The organism is Neolewinella aquimaris (assembly GCF_014197245.1).
GTDB lineage: Bacteria > Bacteroidota > Bacteroidia > Chitinophagales > Saprospiraceae > Neolewinella > Neolewinella aquimaris.
In genome coordinates this window covers 56,844-73,531 of record NZ_JACIFF010000008.1, presented here as the reverse complement: position 1 = coordinate 73,531, position 16,688 = coordinate 56,844, and the positions used below count along the sequence as shown (strand labels likewise).

Annotated in this window: 14 protein-coding genes; 5 read left to right on the top strand and 9 right to left on the bottom strand. The window is 59.6% G+C overall.

Annotated features, from left to right (window positions below; all coding sequences use genetic code 11):
- Positions 1-17: 17 nt before the first annotated feature.
- Complete coding sequence (locus GGR28_RS14855; RefSeq protein ID WP_183496608.1) at positions 18-380, bottom strand: DUF1304 domain-containing protein; 363 nt, start codon at positions 378-380, stop codon at positions 18-20.
- Between the two features lie 93 nt (positions 381-473).
- Here GGR28_RS14855 and GGR28_RS14850 point away from each other — a divergent pair, with 93 nt between their 5' ends.
- Positions 474-1,655: a DegT/DnrJ/EryC1/StrS family aminotransferase gene (locus GGR28_RS14850; RefSeq protein WP_183496607.1), complete on the top strand. Its 1,182-nt coding sequence runs from the start codon at positions 474-476 to the stop codon at positions 1,653-1,655.
- A 98-nt stretch (positions 1,656-1,753) separates the two neighbouring features.
- Positions 1,754-2,026, top strand: coding sequence for a KTSC domain-containing protein (locus tag GGR28_RS14845; RefSeq protein WP_183496606.1), 273 nt, complete (start codon positions 1,754-1,756; stop codon positions 2,024-2,026).
- 34 nt (positions 2,027-2,060) lie between these two features.
- Here GGR28_RS14845 and dinB read toward each other — a convergent pair whose 3' ends face one another.
- On the bottom strand, positions 2,061-3,188 hold the full coding sequence (dinB, locus tag GGR28_RS14840; protein WP_183496605.1) for a DNA polymerase IV: 1,128 nt from the start codon (positions 3,186-3,188) through the stop codon (positions 2,061-2,063).
- A gap of 152 nt (positions 3,189-3,340) precedes the next feature.
- Entirely contained in the window at positions 3,341-4,138 is a 798-nt protein-coding gene (locus tag GGR28_RS14835; protein ID WP_183496604.1) for a DUF547 domain-containing protein, read from the bottom strand.
- A gap of 140 nt (positions 4,139-4,278) precedes the next feature.
- Between GGR28_RS14835 and GGR28_RS14830 the strand changes: the two genes are divergently transcribed.
- On the top strand, positions 4,279-4,830 hold the full coding sequence (locus GGR28_RS14830; RefSeq protein ID WP_183496603.1) for a VanZ family protein: 552 nt from the start codon (positions 4,279-4,281) through the stop codon (positions 4,828-4,830).
- A 368-nt stretch (positions 4,831-5,198) separates the two neighbouring features.
- On the opposite strand, the gene GGR28_RS14825 is transcribed toward GGR28_RS14830, so the two are convergent.
- The 3 genes from GGR28_RS14825 to GGR28_RS14815 form a co-directional block, all read right to left on the bottom strand.
- Complete coding sequence (locus GGR28_RS14825) at positions 5,199-8,012, bottom strand: ATP-binding protein (RefSeq protein WP_183496602.1); 2,814 nt, start codon at positions 8,010-8,012, stop codon at positions 5,199-5,201.
- Between the two features lie 140 nt (positions 8,013-8,152).
- Positions 8,153-10,399, bottom strand: a complete 2,247-nt coding sequence (locus tag GGR28_RS14820) for a TonB-dependent receptor plug domain-containing protein (RefSeq protein ID WP_183496601.1) — start codon at positions 10,397-10,399, stop codon at positions 8,153-8,155.
- A gap of 14 nt (positions 10,400-10,413) precedes the next feature.
- Entirely contained in the window at positions 10,414-11,223 is an 810-nt protein-coding gene (locus GGR28_RS14815) for a C1 family peptidase (RefSeq protein WP_183496600.1), read from the bottom strand.
- A gap of 516 nt (positions 11,224-11,739) precedes the next feature.
- On the opposite strand from GGR28_RS14815, the gene GGR28_RS14810 reads away from it, so the two are divergent.
- Entirely contained in the window at positions 11,740-12,501 is a 762-nt protein-coding gene (locus GGR28_RS14810) for a glutamate--tRNA ligase family protein (protein WP_183496599.1), read from the top strand.
- Here GGR28_RS14810 and GGR28_RS14805 read toward each other — a convergent pair.
- Positions 12,491-13,414 (bottom strand): YihY/virulence factor BrkB family protein, encoded by a 924-nt coding sequence (locus GGR28_RS14805; protein ID WP_183496598.1) that lies wholly within the window; start codon positions 13,412-13,414, stop codon positions 12,491-12,493. The genes GGR28_RS14810 and GGR28_RS14805 overlap by 11 nt on opposite strands.
- 86 nt (positions 13,415-13,500) lie before the next feature.
- On the opposite strand from GGR28_RS14805, the gene scpA reads away from it, so the two are divergent.
- Positions 13,501-15,549 carry a methylmalonyl-CoA mutase gene (gene scpA / locus GGR28_RS14800; RefSeq protein ID WP_221233909.1) on the top strand — a complete coding sequence of 683 codons (2,049 nt, stop codon included), beginning with the start codon at positions 13,501-13,503 and terminating at the stop codon, positions 15,547-15,549.
- Here scpA and GGR28_RS14795 read toward each other — a convergent pair.
- The gene (locus tag GGR28_RS14795; protein ID WP_183496596.1) at positions 15,546-15,806 is read right to left on the bottom strand and encodes a hypothetical protein; all 261 of its coding nucleotides are present in this window, start codon (positions 15,804-15,806) and stop codon (positions 15,546-15,548) included. The genes scpA and GGR28_RS14795 overlap by 4 nt on opposite strands.
- Before the next feature lie 25 nt (positions 15,807-15,831).
- Positions 15,832-16,680 carry an HAD-IIA family hydrolase gene (locus GGR28_RS14790; RefSeq protein WP_183496595.1) on the bottom strand — a complete coding sequence of 283 codons (849 nt, stop codon included), beginning with the start codon at positions 16,678-16,680 and terminating at the stop codon, positions 15,832-15,834.
- Between the last annotated feature and the right edge of the window lie 8 nt (positions 16,681-16,688).

Genomic DNA, 16,688 nt, shown 5'->3' with positions numbered 1-16,688 from the left:
TTTCTCCGTTTGCCCCCTTAACCCAATAACAGGAGTAGGAGAGCGACCGTAGCGGGAATCGTCTGAACGAACAGTATTTTCCTTTCCGCGGTGAACGCGCCAAAGACACCGGCGACGGCAATGCAGCCCAGAAAGAATAGGGCAACGTGTTGGCCCCAATCTTCGTTCCTGATCAGCAATGACCATATCAGTCCGGCGGCCAGGAAGGCATTGTAAAGTCCCTGGTTCGCGGCCAGGACCTTCGTTTCCGGGAACAGCTTCTTCGGTACGCCCCTAAATACCTTAGGGCCACGCGTTTCCCAGGCGAACATCTCGAGCCACGCGATATACAGGTGGAGGACGGCAATGAATCCGACCAGAATCTTACCCGCGAGTATCATGCTTTTTCTTTGGTGGAAAGTACGCTTTTCGGGAAGCGGGGCCAAACCAACTAAACTACCGGCCGGCTAAATTACTTTTACCCAAAAACATCCATGCCTACTTCCCCCGATGCTGCCGGTCGTGCCCGGACTTCCGCTGTTCAACCCATCCAGATGGTCGACCTGAAGACCCAGTACGAGCAGATGCAGGAAGAAGTCGATGGAGCGGTGCTGGATGTTATCCGCAGTGGCGCCTTCATCAACGGCCCGGCGGTGAAGGATTTTCAGTCTGGCCTGCAGGATTTTCTGCGTTGTAAGCACGTCATTCCCTGCGCAAACGGTACCGATGCCCTACAGATCGCCCTGATGGCCCTCGGACTAAAACCGGGCGATGAGGTGATCGTGCCCGCCTTCACCTACGTAGCCTCCGCCGAGGTGATCGCCTTGCTGGGTCTGAGGCCCGTGATGGTCGACGTGGACCCCTTTACCTTTAACGTCACGGCGGAGCTGATCGAACCGGCGATCACCGACAGGACGAAAGCCATCATTCCCGTTCACCTGTTCGGACAGAGCTGCGACATGGAACCCATTGTGAAGCTAGCCCAGCGACACGACCTCTATATCGTAGAGGACAACGCTCAGGCCATCGGCGCCGAGTACACCTTCTCCGACGGTCGGGTGGCCCGCACCGGTACGCTTGGGGACATCGGTTGTACCAGCTTCTATCCCAGCAAAAACCTGGGGGCCTACGGCGACGGCGGTGCCATCAATACCGACGACGATGCCCTTGCGGACCGCCTCCGCACGGTGGCCAATCACGGGCAAAACCGCCGCTACTACCACGATGTCGTAGGGTGCAACAGCCGGCTCGATTCCGTACAGGCGGCGATCCTGAACTGCAAGCTGCCCCGGCTGGAGCAGTACAACGACCGCCGGCAGGCCGCCGCCCGCTACTACGACGAGCACCTCGCTGGTTTGCCGGGCCTCCTCCCGCCCGCCCGCCTGCCCTCCAGCACCCATGTCTACCACCAGTACACCCTACGCATCGACGGCGATCGCCGCGACGCCCTCCAGCAGCACCTACAGGCCGCCGGGGTGCCCAGTATGGTGTACTACCCCGTCCCCCTGTACGACCAAAATGCGTTCCGCGGCACCGCCGCTAACGCGATCGACTTTCTGCCGGTCACGGACACCCTCTGTAAAGAAGTGATCTCGCTGCCCATGCACAGCGAACTGGAGGAGGAGACTTTGGCCTACATTTGTGCCATGGTACGGAGCTTTTTTCGGGAGGTCTGACCCCGGACCAAACTTGAAACAAAAAGTTTGTAAAGACCAACTATTTGGTCGTCTGGGGTGTTTTCAATTTACAGTAGTAAACTGAAAATCATCTCTTTATGGCACTTCCGATCGTCATGCAAAAGGTCAACTCGCAGATGCTCTCCGAGATGGGTTACCTACGCGCCGCCAACACCTTATTCGTAAAGTTCCGCAACAACGGAGCCGTCTATGCTTACTTCGGAGTGCCCAGCGAGCACTGGCAGCGCCTACGGGCCGTAGCCAGCATCGGACGGTACATGCAGCGGCACATCTTCAAGAAGTACGCCGCCGCCCGGATATCGGAGGGGGAGAAAGCCGTAAGTTCTACTGCCTCAGCGGAAGCCGCCTGAAAATTTTAAATGGCAAATTCTAAATTTGAAATTTTCAGCCCAGGGCCGTTTTTCCGAATCGTTTGCGCACCTTATCCATAGCCAGTAGTAGTTGACTGTTTTCCTGGGTATCGGTGAAGAGGTCGAGCTGGGTGTGGCCGCTGGCCAGTCGGTCGAAGCGAATGCCGATGAGGCGTATGCACTGTCGGCGTGTAAAGAGGGCGCGAAACAGGGTTTCCGCTACCGGTATAAGTTGCTGATCGTGGGCCGTATAGGAGATTCGCTGTTGCCGGGTGTAGGTATTGAAATCGGTATAGCGAATCTTGACCGTCACTCCCGCCGTGAGCCGGCCCGCCTGCCGAAGATCGAAGGCCAACTGGGCGGTCATGCTGCGGAGTTTGCGGAGCAGGAATTCTACGTCGATGGTATCGGCCTGAAAGGTGTGCTCGGAAGAGAATGATTTTCTGTCGGTGTGGGGGACTACCGGCCGGTGGTCGATGCCGTTGGCCCGGCGGTGAAACTCGCGACCCATGCTGCCGAATTCCCTTTCCAGCAACGTCACGGGTACCTGACTCAGCGTCCCGGCCTTGCGAATGCCCATCAGGCTTAGTTTCCGTGCCGTCACCGCCCCGATGGAGGGAATCTTGCGTACGGGCAGGGGGGAAAGAAAGGCCCGCTCCGCCCCGTCGGCTACCCAGCCGGCCCCGTTGGGTTTCGATTCTCCGGCCCTCACTTTAGAGACCAGCTTATTTACGGCCAGTCCGGCGGAGATGGGCAATCCCGTTTCGTGGATGATGCGTTTTCGTAGCTCTCCGCTCCACTTGACGCAGCCGATGTGGCGATCCATGCCGGTAATGTCCACGTAAAACTCATCGATGGAGGCCTTTTCGTACACCGGCCCCTCCTCGGCAATGATTTCGGTCACCATATCGGAATGCTGCTCGTAGCTCTCGAAATCTCCCCGTATCGTTTTTGCGTCCGGGCACCGCCGTAGGGCGATTGCCATCGGCATGCCCGCATGGATGCCGAAGCGCCGGGCCTCGTAGCTACAGGAAGTGACCACGCCACGCCCCCCGCTGCCCCCCACCAGTAGGGGAAGGCCCGCCAGGGAGCTGTTTTTCTTAATCTCTACGGACGCGAAGAAGGCGTCCATATCCAGGTGGAGGATGGCTCTTTGGTACATGTGGTGTGGAGTGAGTAAAACCAAAAACTGTTGCAAAAACGACTAATAGGCCTGTTTGTGCAACAAATTGTTTGATTTTAACAAGGAAGTTCCGTCCTGACTTTCCTTGCTCTTGCCAGTTTACCCGGCACCTGCGTACCCGCCCTAATGAGCTACTTTGCCCAGATACCCGTTTCGAGCGTCCAGTCGTAGTCCTCGTATTCCCGCTTCATATTCTTGTTTTCCTCGGTGAGGATGCCGTAGTGAACCAGAAAGTCATCGACGCCGTCGTGGTCCCGAAAATCGCCCTTGAACCACTGGAAGAGGGGAGAGGTAATGATGACCTGCTCGCCGTCGACGGTTTTGATTTCACTGTGCTCCTGCAGGTAGCTGCGTACGCGGGCGTCGATTTGCTCCTCGAAGGTGCCGGGGCGGTAGATCTCGACGGGCGGACAGCTGCTCGCGCCGCAGTTGAGGGCAAAGTGTACCCGGGAGTCGCCCCCCTTGATGCGGAAGGTGCGCTCGAACTTGTTGGAGAACAGCTGGGGGATAAAACCCAGGCCGAAGCGATTCTCCCCGCCGCGGATGATGCCGTGCTCCATCTCATTGGGGCTCATTTTTTGTCCGGCAACGGTAAAGGCCGGGGTGCTGAAAAAGGTGCTCCGGTCATCGAAAAGGGTAGGGTCTTCGGTGAGCAGGTACTGGACCATACCGTTATAAATATTGATCCAAAAGGCTTCCTTCTTTTCGCGGGTGTCCAGCTCGGCGGCCAGCTTGCGTGGCTCCAGGTTGGCAATCTCCATGACGAGATCGGAAACGTCGCGCTTTCCCCGTAGCCCCTCTAAAAGTTCCTGGCTCAGGACATTGGGGGTCATTTCCGCGTCCATGGATACGTAGTCGTCGGCGGGCTGGTAACGCCCACAGGAGGCGAACAAGAGGACAAATGAGAGAAGAAGGGGTAAGCGGAGCATAAGTAGGGGGGAGTGATACGCAGATGACAACGCGCGGTCCCGGATTTTGCTCGGTGCTTTCCGGCAGTATGACGGTAGGCGACACGGAGAAAAGGCTTAGTTTAGGGAGATACACGCATCGGGTCTACGAACCCCGTACCATGACCATTTCTATTTCTTCCCGGGAGGCGTACTTCTGGCGCTGGGCCCTGGCGGTCGTTGCCACGATCTTTGTGACGCTCTTTACCGGGCAACCGCTTGCGGAACTACTCGATAACCAGAACGTCCGGGCGGCCATCTTTCTGTTGGTGATGGGGCTGATCGGTGCCATGATGGTGGTACACGCCCTGAAGACGAGGCCGCGGCGGGGCGAGATCGCGGTATGGCTGGGGGTCACGGCCGTTTACGTCATGTTTTTTCTGCGTCTGGGGATGCCCGAGCGCAGTCACCTTATGGAGTATAGCGTGCTGGCCGTATTCGTACATAAGGCAATTGACGAACGGCTGGGGGCGGGACGTCGGCGTCCAGTGTCTGCTTTACTCGCTTTTTTGCTCACGTTTCTGGTCGGGGTGGTGGACGAGACCATTCAGCTGTTTTTACCCGATCGGGTGTTTGACCCGGCCGATATGTTCTTCAACGGTAGCGCGGCGGCGCTGGCTCTGGGAGCAGCGGCCCTGCTGGACTGGGTGCGTGGCAAAAGATCTAAAGAGTGAGTAGGCTGCTCTAGAAGTGGCGGAGTAAGATTCCTTACCGCCTCCCGTACAACGAAAGAAGCCACCCGGGGGTGGCTTCCTGAAATGTGTGTGTACATAGTGTCAGTAGAAAAAGAATCGTGTGTGTATGCGACAAAATGGGTGTATCCAAAGAGCGTGTCAAAGTCAATAAATAGCGTCGCAGAAAAGTGTCTCTATATATTCACACCTGAATCGAAGGCATCTGCGTAGTGCGACAGAACTCCAACCCAGTGAAACAAATATGATCCGTTTTTCCGGTAATTTTCCGGCAATGTGGTGCCTAAATCCGGCGATTTTGACTTAGAAGTGCCGAATTCCGGCATATTTCCCCGAAGTGAGTATTAAAATCAGTCCGCCGCATACTCTGACGGTTTTTTACCGAACCGTTGACGGAAACTGCGTGAGAAACTGCGGGCACTGCGGAAGCCAACGTCCTGTGCCAGTTGTTGCAGCGTAACGGGATCGTGATCCTCCAGCCGCTGCCGTGCAATCTGTAGCCGAATTTCCTGCAGGTATTTTTTCGGTCCGAGCCCGGTCAGCAGCTTAAGCTTCCGCAGCAGCGTCGATTCACTCATGGCAAAGGTACGGGCGAGGGAGGGGACGTCGAGCGCGGCATCGGCGTAGTGGGCCTGTACGTGGGCCTGAAATTCTTCGAGCCAGGCGAGGTCCGCCCCGTTGTGGGAAGAAGGGTTCTCTTCCTTGGCGCGGTAATCCACCCGTTTCTGCCGGTTGCGGAGCAGGCTGGCCAGCCGGGCGAGGAGCTCGTCCTGGGAGAAGGGCTTAAGGAGGTAATCGTGGATTCCGTACTGCAGGGTCCGCAGGCGGGCGCGGGCGTCGCTGCGTGCCGTGAGAACGACTACGGGAATATCCTGCAGGATCGCATCACGCTTTACTTCTTCGATAAGCTGGAAACCATCCATGTGCGGCATCATCAGATCGGTAAGGATCAGGTCGATGTGCCGGCCTTCGATTTTTAGTAAACTGAGGGCTTCCCGTCCGTGCCGGGCGACGGTCAGGTGATAGGTGGGTTCCAAAATGAGGCGGAGGTATTCCTGTAGCTCGAAGTTGTCCTCTACTACGATTATCCGGGGCTTGCCGGTAGGGAGCGATGCAACCGAAGCGGCTGGTGCGGGGGCTACCGGTGCCACGTCGATGACGGGGGTGGCCGGATCGGCGATGGGTTCCAGGGGGAAGTACACACAGAAGGAGGAGCCGCGGCCGGGCTCGCTCTCTGCTTCGATGTCTCCCCCCAGGAGTCGCGCATACCTCCTGCTGAGGGCCAGTCCGATGCCGGCACCTCCTTCGGCGACGTGATCGGGCTGGGAAGACTGAAAGTAGCGATCGAAGATGCGCGTCAGGTCTTGGGCGGGAATACCCCGGCCGCTGTCCCTTACGGTTAGTTGTAGTTGGCCGGCGGCGTATTTTACGTTGACGGTGATGCTTCCCCCCTCGGGAGTGAATTTAAGGGCGTTGGAGAGAAGGTTGTCGAGGATTTGCCGGCACTTCTCGCGGTCGAGGTTCGCCTTGGCACCTTCCGGAATATCCAGGTGGTAAGTGTACCTGATGGCCAACGATCCGGCCAGGCTGACGAAGTCTCCCAGCCTGCGCTCGAAGTAGGGAGTCAGCAGGGTAGGCGTCGGGTCGGACTGTATTTGATCTGAGTCTAACTTGCTCAGGTTCAGGATGTCATTGACCAGGGTTTCCAGCCGCCGGCCACTCCGTTGCACCATCTTTAGCAATTCCCGATGGCGCGTACTGAGCTGATCGTCGTCGACCAGGGAGCCGATCGGTCCCAGAATCAGGCTGAGGGGCGTACGGAGTTCGTGACTGACGTTGGTAAAGAAAACGGATTTGGAACGATCAAGTTCCCGTAGGCGTTCCGCCTGGGCGGCGATAAGCGCATTCTGCTCGGTGAGGCGCTTTCGGCTTTGCTGCTGGTAGCGGGTGGAGAGAAGCAGTCCGATGACCACTACGCATACAGCTACGAAGGAAGCCGTGAGGATGCGGTTGCGGGTCGACTGTAGTTCGAGTTGCAGGGCCTGGTTTTCCTTTACGGTGGCCAGCTGCTCCTTCTCCTGGTTCAGGTAGTAGGCCCGGAGATCGAACCCCTCGCTGCGGTGGGAGAAGGTGTCGAGGTGGGCCTGCTGCTGGCGGTAGTATCCGAGGGCCCGGGCGTAGTCCCGCTCGTCTTCCGCAATCCGGGCGGAGAGTTCGTACACCCGCGCCAGCAGGTCGTGCAGGGCCCGGTCGGCCGCTTTTTGGCGGGCTGTCTCGATAAGCTTCCAGGCCCTGCGGTGGTTTCCCGTGGTCCATTCTACTTCGGCCAATGAGGTGTGCACTAGGATTTCGAGCCAGAAACTGGCATCTTCTTCCGTTAGCTGTAGGGCACGGCGGTAGTGCTCCTTTGCGGCTTCCAGCTGACCCCGGGCAACGGCCAGATCGCCCCTGGTTATGGCTGCGATGAGTACGGCCGCCGCTTCCTGGGGAGTGTAGGGAGGGCTCAGGTTCAATTTTTCTACTTCCCGCAGGTGTGCTTCGGCCTCCGTTAACCGACCGGCCTGGAGTTTAGCACTCATCAGTCGCAGGTGAGCGTGCGTTACGGCGCTGGAATCCCCCCGTACCGTTACCCCGACCAGGAAGGAGTCGAGGGCAGCAAACGCCTCATCGGGGTCCGCAAAATCGATCGCATTTTCGAGCTTAGTAAACTCCAGGTGAAGCACCCGGTCGCGGTCGCCCGCCAGCCCCGCGTAGTGTATGGCATTTTCCAGGTTGGCAGTGGCTAATTCTTCGTTGCCTAGCGCCCCGTGGAAGCGCATAAGTTCCGCGTGTGCCTTGCCCATCCAGGAAAACCGTTCATTCTTCTCGGCAATACGGAGGATGGTTTCGGCGGCGTAGATAGCGGCCGGTAGGTGATATACGTCCTCCAGCTTATACATCAGCCCCTCGAGCAATTCCAGCTGGCAATCCTGGTCGTTGCCGCAGGCTTCGTTCACGGACTGTTCGATGACGCTATAGTCAGATACATGACGTGAGTCTTCCAACTGCGGTTGGATGGCGGACCAGGCCCGGGGTACCAGCTCGGCTACCGCATCGGCACTTTGCTGTGCAGTTGCCGCGAGGGGCAGCAACAGCAAAACAAATCGCGGTATCCATGAGAGCATAAAAGTAAATTAAGCTAAAGCTTACCCTAGTATACGCACAATCTAATCATACCAAAGGAAAATGGGGTTAATGCCGCTCGGGCGAGTACGGTAATATAATGCCCACTTCGGATACCAGGAAGTAACCTTAACGAAACAGGTCACCACGTCCACCGCGCGCCAATCCCCACGTCGATCCCCGGTGCCGCGATGCCGCTGGCGAAGGGTTGGTAGAAACGGTCGAGCAGGTTTTCCCCCTTCAGGTATACGGACAGGCGGTCGGAATACCGATACGTGCCGTATAGGTTTACCGTCCACCAGCCCGGCGTGCCCGTGCCGTAGGGGGTTAGTTCCGGGTTGTCGGCACTACCCACGATGTCGAAGACATACCCCGAAGTAGCCGTGCCTGAGATGGAATTCACGGCATAGTCTTCCAGTTGTTTCCGGAGCTGGAAATCGAGCCGGAGATTGGTTTCCCATGGACCGGCGGCGTACCGCAGGCCAACGCGCCCGTAAGCCGGGGGAATGTGATCCTGGGGGAGGGTAAGCCGGGTTCCGTCCGGAGCTTCCTGCCGGCGACGACCGCGGAGCCAGTGTGCTTCGGGCCGCAGTTCCCATCCGGGTGCGAAGGACCAGACCGCCGCCAGGTCGAATCCGTAGATCCAGGCCCGCTCGGCGTTGACGTTCGTATCGACGAAGAGGGTGTCGCCGTGGCTGAGGAAAAAGGGGCTTCCGTCGGGCAGGGCCCCGTCGCGGCGGATGATGGCATCCTCCAGCAGGGTCGCATAAACGGTTGCTTCGTACCGCAGGCTGCCCTCGAAGCGGCTAAAGGCAGCTTCCAGGGTGGTGGACCGCTCCGGGCGGAGTTCCGGATTGGGTACCTGGATGCGTCCGCTCTGTTCCCGGAATTTTGCAAAGTCGTCCACGTTCGGCGCGCGGAACCCCTGGGCTATTAGGAGGCGCAGGCCGTGGCCCGCTCGCCGGTACTGGGTGCCGAGGGCGGCGGTAAGAGCGGCGGACGGATTTACGATCCCCTCCAGGTACGCCCGTGGCCACTCCACCGGATCGTCAGCGCCGAAGGTGGCCGTCAGGCGCTGGTAGCCGTACCGCAGTCCGCCGCGCAGTTGCCAGTTGCCGAGTTCGCGACTGAGGTCGGCGTACAGTCCGCCCCCCGCAAGACCGCTGCCCCGACTCGGATAACGGGTAGGTTCCTCCGCCGGATGCGCCGTGGCGTCTACGCGTTCGTGGCGCAGGTCGAGTCCGTAACGGAGGCGTACCATGGGGTTCAGGCCCTTGGTGTAGTCGACCTGGGCGTTCCAGCTGGCGACGTCGACCAGGCTGGCCTCCTCCGTCGGGTCACCGAGCCGGCGCTGGATGCGGTCTTCTTCGACAAACTGGTAGGAGACCACGTAGCTGGCCAGGTCGTAGAGTTGGGTCGCCCGGCGGTCGTCGAGCCGCAGGCTGCCAAGGAGGCGGGTCTGGGGTCCGTAGTCCCAGCGGGCCCAGCGCAACTGTCCGTCTCGCGTTTCGGTCAGCGCATCGTAGCGGGGCACGTTGCCCGTAGTGGAGTACTGGAAATTCGCGCTGAGTTCGAGCCCGTCGGAGGGGCGGAAACGTAGTTTCTGAAGCAGGTTGTACTGTTCGTAGCCGCTGCCCACCTGCAGCGCAGGGTGTTCGTTTATCACTACCTCATCACCCACGACGTAGTTAGGGCGCAGCCCGAAGTCGCCATAATTGTCCGGCCGGTTGGCTCCGGCCCGCAGGTCGCCAAAGCGGTTGAGGGAAACGCTGGTGAGGCCGGCCCATTTGCCCCGTCCGTATTCCAGGCCGGTCGACAGGTTTACGGCGTTTGCCGCTGAAGCAAAATTGCCTGTGGCGTAACCCGTGAGGCCGCCGTCGGGGCGAAATTCCGGCTCCCGGGTCCGGAAATGAATCACTCCGCCGATGGCATCGCTCCCGTAAGCCAGGGCACCGGCACCGTAAATGACCTCGGTACGTTCCAGGACGTTGGGGTCTACCGTGATGGCATTCTGCAGGTGGCCGTTGCGGTAGATGGCGTTGTTCATCCGCACGCCGTCGACGACCAGCAGTACCCGGTTGGCTTCGAAGCCGCGGACCACGGGACTGCCGCCACCGAGCTGGGATTTCTGAACGTAAACGCCCGACAGGTCGGCGAGTACGTCGGCCGTGGTGAGGCTCTGGACGCGCCGCTGGGCCGCGGCGTCGATGAGTTCGATCTGGTACGGCAGGTCGGTGGCCGCTTCGTTGCGGCGACCCACTACGGTAGCGGAGTGCAGCAGAATGCTCGTATCCACCATTAGGGCCTGTTGCTCTTGCGATTTGCCCTGCACCTGCGCCCCCGCCCCCTGAACGTACAGCAGACAGAGGGCCATCCACCTCCACTTCATGCGGTGAAGTTACCCTACTCCTTAGGAATGAGTACGTATCCCGTGCGGGCTAAATCGCCGAAATCGTCGTAGGAAATACTTACGTACCCGCCGTTTCCCCAGTTGCGCCCGAGGGAGCTACGCAGTTCGAAGGTTTCCTTTTCTCCGTCGTAGCCGATGACGGTGAGAAAGTGGGTTTCGTTGGTCGGTCCGGTGGGTTCGTAGGTGCCTCCCTGCAGGCGCGTGAAGGAGGCGTCGGTGGCCAGTTCCACCAGCACGGGGTTGCCGCGGCTGAGGGCCTTGCGGGTTTCGAACACGCGGTTGCGCCCCCGGGTTTCCGGCCGGAAGAGGTAGCCGAAGTTGGTAATGCCGAAGCGGGCCACGGAGTACACCGAATTGGGGATTGTGCTGCTGTTGTAGGGCACGATGGCGGCCGAGACGGTGCCGGAGTTGATGAGGAGCCCGAAGCCGTCGACCAGGTTGGGTCGCTGGCCGGCGTTGGCGAGGTTCATGACGATGTAGTCGGGGCTCAGGTTGTCCTTAAAGTTGCTGTTCAGGTTGACGTAGTACTCCAGGCAGTCGGCCAGGGCGTAGGCCCATTCCATTCCCGTCTGGGGCACCTGGCGGATGGGCATCATGTAATTTTTGATGCTCTGCCGCAGCAATTCTTCCCGCGACGGACTCCCGATGCCGGGGATGTAGTACATCATCTGGTCGATCGTGGCCAGGTCGTTCAGTCCCTGCAGGGTTTCGGCGCTTTTGGCGGCTCCGTACGCTTGTTGGGCGGGGACGCGGGTGCAAAGGAAAAGGAGAAAAAGCAAGGTGATCGGGCGTGTCATTGGCATAGTAGTCGGTACTTCTCAACGATTAACGGTGAAAGTAAATCTTCCGGTATAAATGGGTCGTGTCGAGCACCCTCAGGTCGAGCGGCCTCTGATCCGAGATGGTAGGGGTTGCTGCGCAACGGAGAGGTTCACCACGGATTACGCGGATTTGCACGGATTCATTCATGGATGAAAGCCCTCAGGTCGAGTAGCCTCTGGTCCGAGACTTTTATTCAACGCAGATTTTGGCAGATTTTTTCGCGGATTCACGCAGATTTAAGTCACTCGACCTAAACGGCCCCAGCCACCTCAGTTTCATCCGTGCACCAATCTGTGCAAATCCGCGTAATCCGTGGTTCCCCTTAGTTGCGCAGCAACCAAATGCCTCGGGCCACAGGCCATTCGACCTAACCGGCCCCAGCGACCTCAGCCTCATCCGTGCACCAATCTGTGCAAATCCGCGAAATCCGTGGTTCCCCTTGTTGCGCAGCAACCAAATGCCTCGGGCCAAAGGCCATTCGACCTTAGATTTGACCCATGGTAAGAATTGCCCCCACCCCCTCCGGTTACCTGCACGCCGGCAACGCGGCCAATTTCGCGGCCAACGCCCTGCTGGCGGAGCGGGAAGGATTGGACCTGCTGCTACGTATCGATGACCTGGACCGCGCCCGCTTTCGGCCGGAGTATTTACAGGATGTGTTCGATGTGCTGGCGTGGCTGAAGATAGCTCCGACCATCGGGCCTAAGGATCCGGTCGACTTTGAGCGAAACTGGTCGCAGGAACGGCGGATGCCACTTTACGTCGCTGCCCTGGAAAGCCTGCGCACCCGCGCACCCGCCCAGGTGTTCGCCTGTCCTTGTTCGCGTGCTCAACTGGCGGAGGAGGGACACGCCTTTGCTTGTCCGGATGCGCGCATCCCCCTGGACCGGGAGGGAGTAGCCTGGCGGATAGATACCCGTAAGACGGAGCTGCACGAAAGGATGCCCGACTTCGTAATCCGCAAGAAAAACGGCCGGCCCAGCTACCAACTCGCCTGCACGGTGGACGATCGCCACTTCGGAATTACGGCCTGCGCGCGGGGGGAGGACCTGAGGGACAGTACGGCGGCACAGGCGCTGCTGTCGGATTTGCTGGGTTACCCGCCACTGCGCGAACGGGTACGCTTCCTGCACCACCCGCTGCTGCTGAACAAGGGAGAGAAGCTCTCGAAACGACAGGGAGCGACCGGTGTACGGGAGTGGGGGGTGAGTCGGGAGGAGATTTTCGCCATTGCGCGGGAGTGGATTACTACACCTTGATGCCGTCAATTTTCCTTACCTCCTTGATGACCCGGACGGCGTGTTTGTTCGGGCGTATCGGGAAGCCCCGTCGCTTGGCCCAGGTGGCGGTAAATTCCGCGCCGAGGAAGAGAATTTGGCTATTGTAGTAGGTCCATACCAGCAGGGTAACGAGGGCCCCCGCCGCCCCGTAGGTGCTGCTGAAATCCGAGTTTCCGATGTAGAATCCGATGAGGAAGCGGCCCAGGCCGAACAGGAGGGAGGTGAAGATGGCCCCCGCCCAGATGTCTTTCCACCGGGCTCGGGCGTCGGGGAGGTAGCGGAAGAGCAGGGCGAAGATCACGGCCGTCACTGCGGTTGCCAGCACCCAGCTGGTAACGGCTAAAACTACCGGTCCGAGGGCGGGTACCATACCCGCCAGTTTGTCCATGAATCCGATGATGAGGGCATTAACGACCAGGGTGATCATCAGTAGAAAGCCTAGTCCGACGACGAAACTGAAGCTCAGCAGCCGCGTCACCAGGAAACCTACGATGTTGTTGGTGGGCCGTGCCTCGATCTCCCAGATGCGATTCAGGCTCATCTTGAGGGTAGCAAAAACGGTGGAGGCCGTGAAGATGAGCGTCGCTATACCAATGATGGTGGCCCATATGCTGTCGCCGGTAGAATAGGCGTTGCCCACGATCTCCTGTATGGTGGCGGCCGCATCCGGGCCGAGTAAACCCTCCAGTTCGCCGTATAACCTGCCGGTCACGGCCTCTTCGCCCATAAAGTAGCTGGCGACCGCGATGGCAACCACGAGCAGGGGGGCGAAACTAAAGACGGTATAGTAGGCCAGCGCCGCTCCGAGGGTGAAGGCGTCGTCCTTACCAAAGTTGGTAAACAAGTCCTTCGTAAAGGACCAGGTCCGACCGAAAATGTTTTCTTTAGCCACTATGGATTGCTTTTCTGTAAAAGGTCATGCCCCCGGGTAGTGTTCGCCAAAAACCCCTAACGTATTTTAGCCGCTACCCAAACCATATGCAAAGACCAACTTTCCCCCAAGTACCCGATCATTCGCTGGGCCGTCTACCAACCGCCGATGTCGGTGTACGGCTGACCTCCGTACCCGGTAAACCACCCTATCTCCGCGGGCCCTACGCCAGTATGTACGTCGGTCGCCCCTGGACCATCCGCCAGTACGCCGGATTCAGTACCGCTACGGAATCCAATGCCTTTTACCGCCGCAACCTCGCCGCCGGCCAACGGGGACTATCCGTTGCCTTCGACCTGGCCACCCACCGCGGCTACGACAGCGATCACGAACGGGTGCGCGGCGACGTGGGCAAGGCCGGCGTAGCCATCGATACGGTGGAGGATATGGAGCGGCTCTTCGACCAGATCCCACTGGAGAAAATGTCGGTCAGTATGACCATGAACGGTGCGGTACTGCCCATCATGGCCTTCTACATCGTTGCGGCCGAACGGCAGGGGGTACCTCCGGAAAAGCTGAGCGGAACCATACAGAACGACATCCTCAAGGAGTTCATGGTGCGCAACACCTACATCTATCCTCCAGCACCGAGCATGCGGATCGTAGCGGACATCTTCGCCTACACCGCCGAGCACATGCCCCGCTTCAACAGCATCAGTATCAGCGGTTACCACATGCACGAAGCCGGTGCGCCCGCCGAACTCGAACTGGCCTATACGCTGGCCGACGGACTCGCCTACGTGAGGGCGGGGGTGGCGGCCGGACTGGACATCGATGAATTTGCCCCCCGCCTGAGCTTTTTCTGGGGCATCGGTATGCGGCACTTCACGGAGATTGCCAAATTGCGGGCCGGCCGACAACTTTGGGCCGAACTGATGGCCGATTTCAGGCCGAAGAACCCCAAAAGCTCGATGCTGAGGACTCACTGCCAGACCAGCGGCTACAGCCTTACCGAGCAGGATCCCTACAACAATGTCGCCCGCACCACGATCGAAGCTCTGGCGGCCGTCTTCGGGGGCACCCAGAGTTTGCACACCAACGCCCTCGACGAGGCCATCGCGCTGCCTACTGATTACAGCGCAAAAATCGCCCGCGACACCCAGCTTTATTTGCAGAACGACCTTGGCATCACCGTTGCGGTAGATCCCTGGGGCGGGAGTTACGACCTGGAACGGGAAACCCAGCGGTTGGTAACCGAAGCCCGGGCCCTCATGCAGGAAGTAGAAGAAGCCGGCGGGATGGTGCGCGCCATCGAAACGGGCCTGCCAAAACTGCGCATCGAATCCGCCGCCGCCCGCAAGCAGGGAGCCATCGACGGGGGCAAGGAACAGATCGTAGGAGTGAACGTATTCCGAACCGACGAGGCCGCCGACTTCGACCTGCTGGAAGTCGACAACGACCGCGTACGCCAGGAACAACTGGCGCAGATCGAGCGCACAAAACAACACCGTACGGAGAGCGAGTTGGTCGCTGCCCTGGCGGCACTCCGGGCCGCCGCAAGGGGAGATGCCAACTTACTGGCCGCCGCCGTGGACGCCGCCCGCTCCGGTGCCACTCTGGGAGAGATCAGCGATGCCCTGGAGGAGGAATTCGGGCGCTACCGGGCCAGCCACCAACTCATCAGCGGGGTATACGCCGGGCACTCAAACGTAGAGCGACTGCAGCGGGTAAGGAAGTTGTCCGACCGGTTTAAGGAACAGGAGGGTCGCCGCCCCCGCATCCTGATTGCCAAACTCGGACAGGACGGCCACGACCGCGGTGCGAAGGTGATTGCCTCCGGATTCGCGGATCTGGGATTCGACGTAGACGTGGGACCTCTTTTCCAAACGCCCGCGGAAGCGGCCCGGCAGGCGGTAGAGAACGACGTGCACTTACTGGGGATCAGCTCGCTCGCGGCCGGACACAAAACCCTGGTGCCGGAAGTGATCGCCGCCCTGGCCGAACAGGATGCCGCGGACATTCGCGTAGTGGTGGGCGGCGTCATTCCGCCGGCGGATTACGCCTTTTTGCGGGAGGCGGGGGTCGTAGGCATCTTCGGGCCGGGGACCAACATCGCCGCTGCCGCCGAAGAACTGTTGGACATGATGTTGAGCTAGTACTTCAGGCTACGTATCTGGTAGAATTCCAGTAGCCTGCGCGAATCACGGTGGGCGTAGAACCGTGGTTCGACCCCCCATTCATTGATGTGAATGCCGGGGGAGTCGCTCTCGTCTACGTACTTGCCCAATTCTTTAGGGTCGATGTGGGGGGGCAGCTGCTCCAGGATGTAGGGTTTGGCGACGGACCATTCCTGGCCCAGCTGGCTACGCAGCAGGCGGATGAAGATGAGGTCGTTCTCGGTGTGGTCTGACATGGTCGGCTTCGGTTGTCGGTGTAAGTTACTTCCCAATGGAGTGACAAACGTAGTCCGGAATGATGCCCGAGGCGGCAATTTCCGTCGCGGCGCTTTCGGGGCGCGTATTTCCGCTCAGGACCAGCGCGGTTGCCACGCCGTAAGTGTTGCCGCCCAGGATGTCGGTGTGGAGGGTATCGCCTACCATGAGGATGTCTGCCGGACATACCGAGGGCATCTCCACGGCTACGCTGTCGAGGGCCATCTGAAACATCTGGCTGGCGGGCTTGCCGAACTTAACGAACTTTCGGCCCAGTACGTACTCCGCCAGGCGGGCGATGCTGCCGGTAGCGAGGGCTACGTCGTTGGCCGTAGTGGGGTAGAGCAGGTCGGTATTGGCTACGACGACCGGTACCTGGCAGCGGCGCAGGATGTTGATGAGTAGGTTAATGTCAACGTTTTTGTCGTAGCCCTCGTCGTCGAGAAAAGCTACCGCCTTGATCTCGTCGAGCCGCTCGAAGTCGACGTCCGAAATCGGGATGGCATCGAGCCCGGCGCCGATGATGTATTCGGCCGAGGCCGGCGTACCGAGGTAGGCAACCTTCCCCCCCTTGACCTTTTGCTCCAGAAAGTGGCGGGTGGTCGCACCGCTGGTGATGACTTCGGCCGAGGAGATGCCCCTGAGGCCATAGTCGGCCAGCCGCGCGGCGGCGGCTTCCGGGCTGCGGGCGGCGTTGTTGGTCAGGATGCGGATGTGTTTTCCGGACGCCCGCAGGACGCTGACCGTCTCCAGGGCACCGGGAATGGGACCACGGTGGTTGCGCAGCACGCCGTAGCTGTCGAAGAAAATGACGGGAAATTGGGACGCGACGTCCTTAAAGGCACTGATGTTCATGGGGTTGC

Bases quoted from the DNA above. Each gene is read 5' to 3' on its own strand.
- GGR28_RS14855 (WP_183496608.1), bottom strand. From the start codon at position 380: ATGATACTCGCGGGTAAGATTCTGGTCGGATTCATTGCCGTCCTCCAC.
- GGR28_RS14850 (WP_183496607.1), top strand. From the start codon at position 474: ATGCCTACTTCCCCCGATGCTGCCGGTCGTGCCCGGACTTCCGCTGTT.
- GGR28_RS14845 (WP_183496606.1), top strand. From the start codon at position 1,754: ATGGCACTTCCGATCGTCATGCAAAAGGTCAACTCGCAGATGCTCTCC.
- dinB (WP_183496605.1), bottom strand. From the start codon at position 3,188: ATGTACCAAAGAGCCATCCTCCACCTGGATATGGACGCCTTCTTCGCG.
- GGR28_RS14835 (WP_183496604.1), bottom strand. From the start codon at position 4,138: ATGCTCCGCTTACCCCTTCTTCTCTCATTTGTCCTCTTGTTCGCCTCC.
- GGR28_RS14830 (WP_183496603.1), top strand. From the start codon at position 4,279: ATGACCATTTCTATTTCTTCCCGGGAGGCGTACTTCTGGCGCTGGGCC.
- GGR28_RS14825 (WP_183496602.1), bottom strand. From the start codon at position 8,012: ATGCTCTCATGGATACCGCGATTTGTTTTGCTGTTGCTGCCCCTCGCG.
- GGR28_RS14820 (WP_183496601.1), bottom strand. From the start codon at position 10,399: ATGAAGTGGAGGTGGATGGCCCTCTGTCTGCTGTACGTTCAGGGGGCG.
- GGR28_RS14815 (WP_183496600.1), bottom strand. From the start codon at position 11,223: ATGCCAATGACACGCCCGATCACCTTGCTTTTTCTCCTTTTCCTTTGC.
- GGR28_RS14810 (WP_183496599.1), top strand. From the start codon at position 11,740: ATGGTAAGAATTGCCCCCACCCCCTCCGGTTACCTGCACGCCGGCAAC.
- scpA (WP_221233909.1), top strand. From the start codon at position 13,501: ATGCAAAGACCAACTTTCCCCCAAGTACCCGATCATTCGCTGGGCCGT.
- GGR28_RS14795 (WP_183496596.1), bottom strand. From the start codon at position 15,806: ATGTCAGACCACACCGAGAACGACCTCATCTTCATCCGCCTGCTGCGT.
- GGR28_RS14790 (WP_183496595.1), bottom strand. From the start codon at position 16,680: ATGAACATCAGTGCCTTTAAGGACGTCGCGTCCCAATTTCCCGTCATT.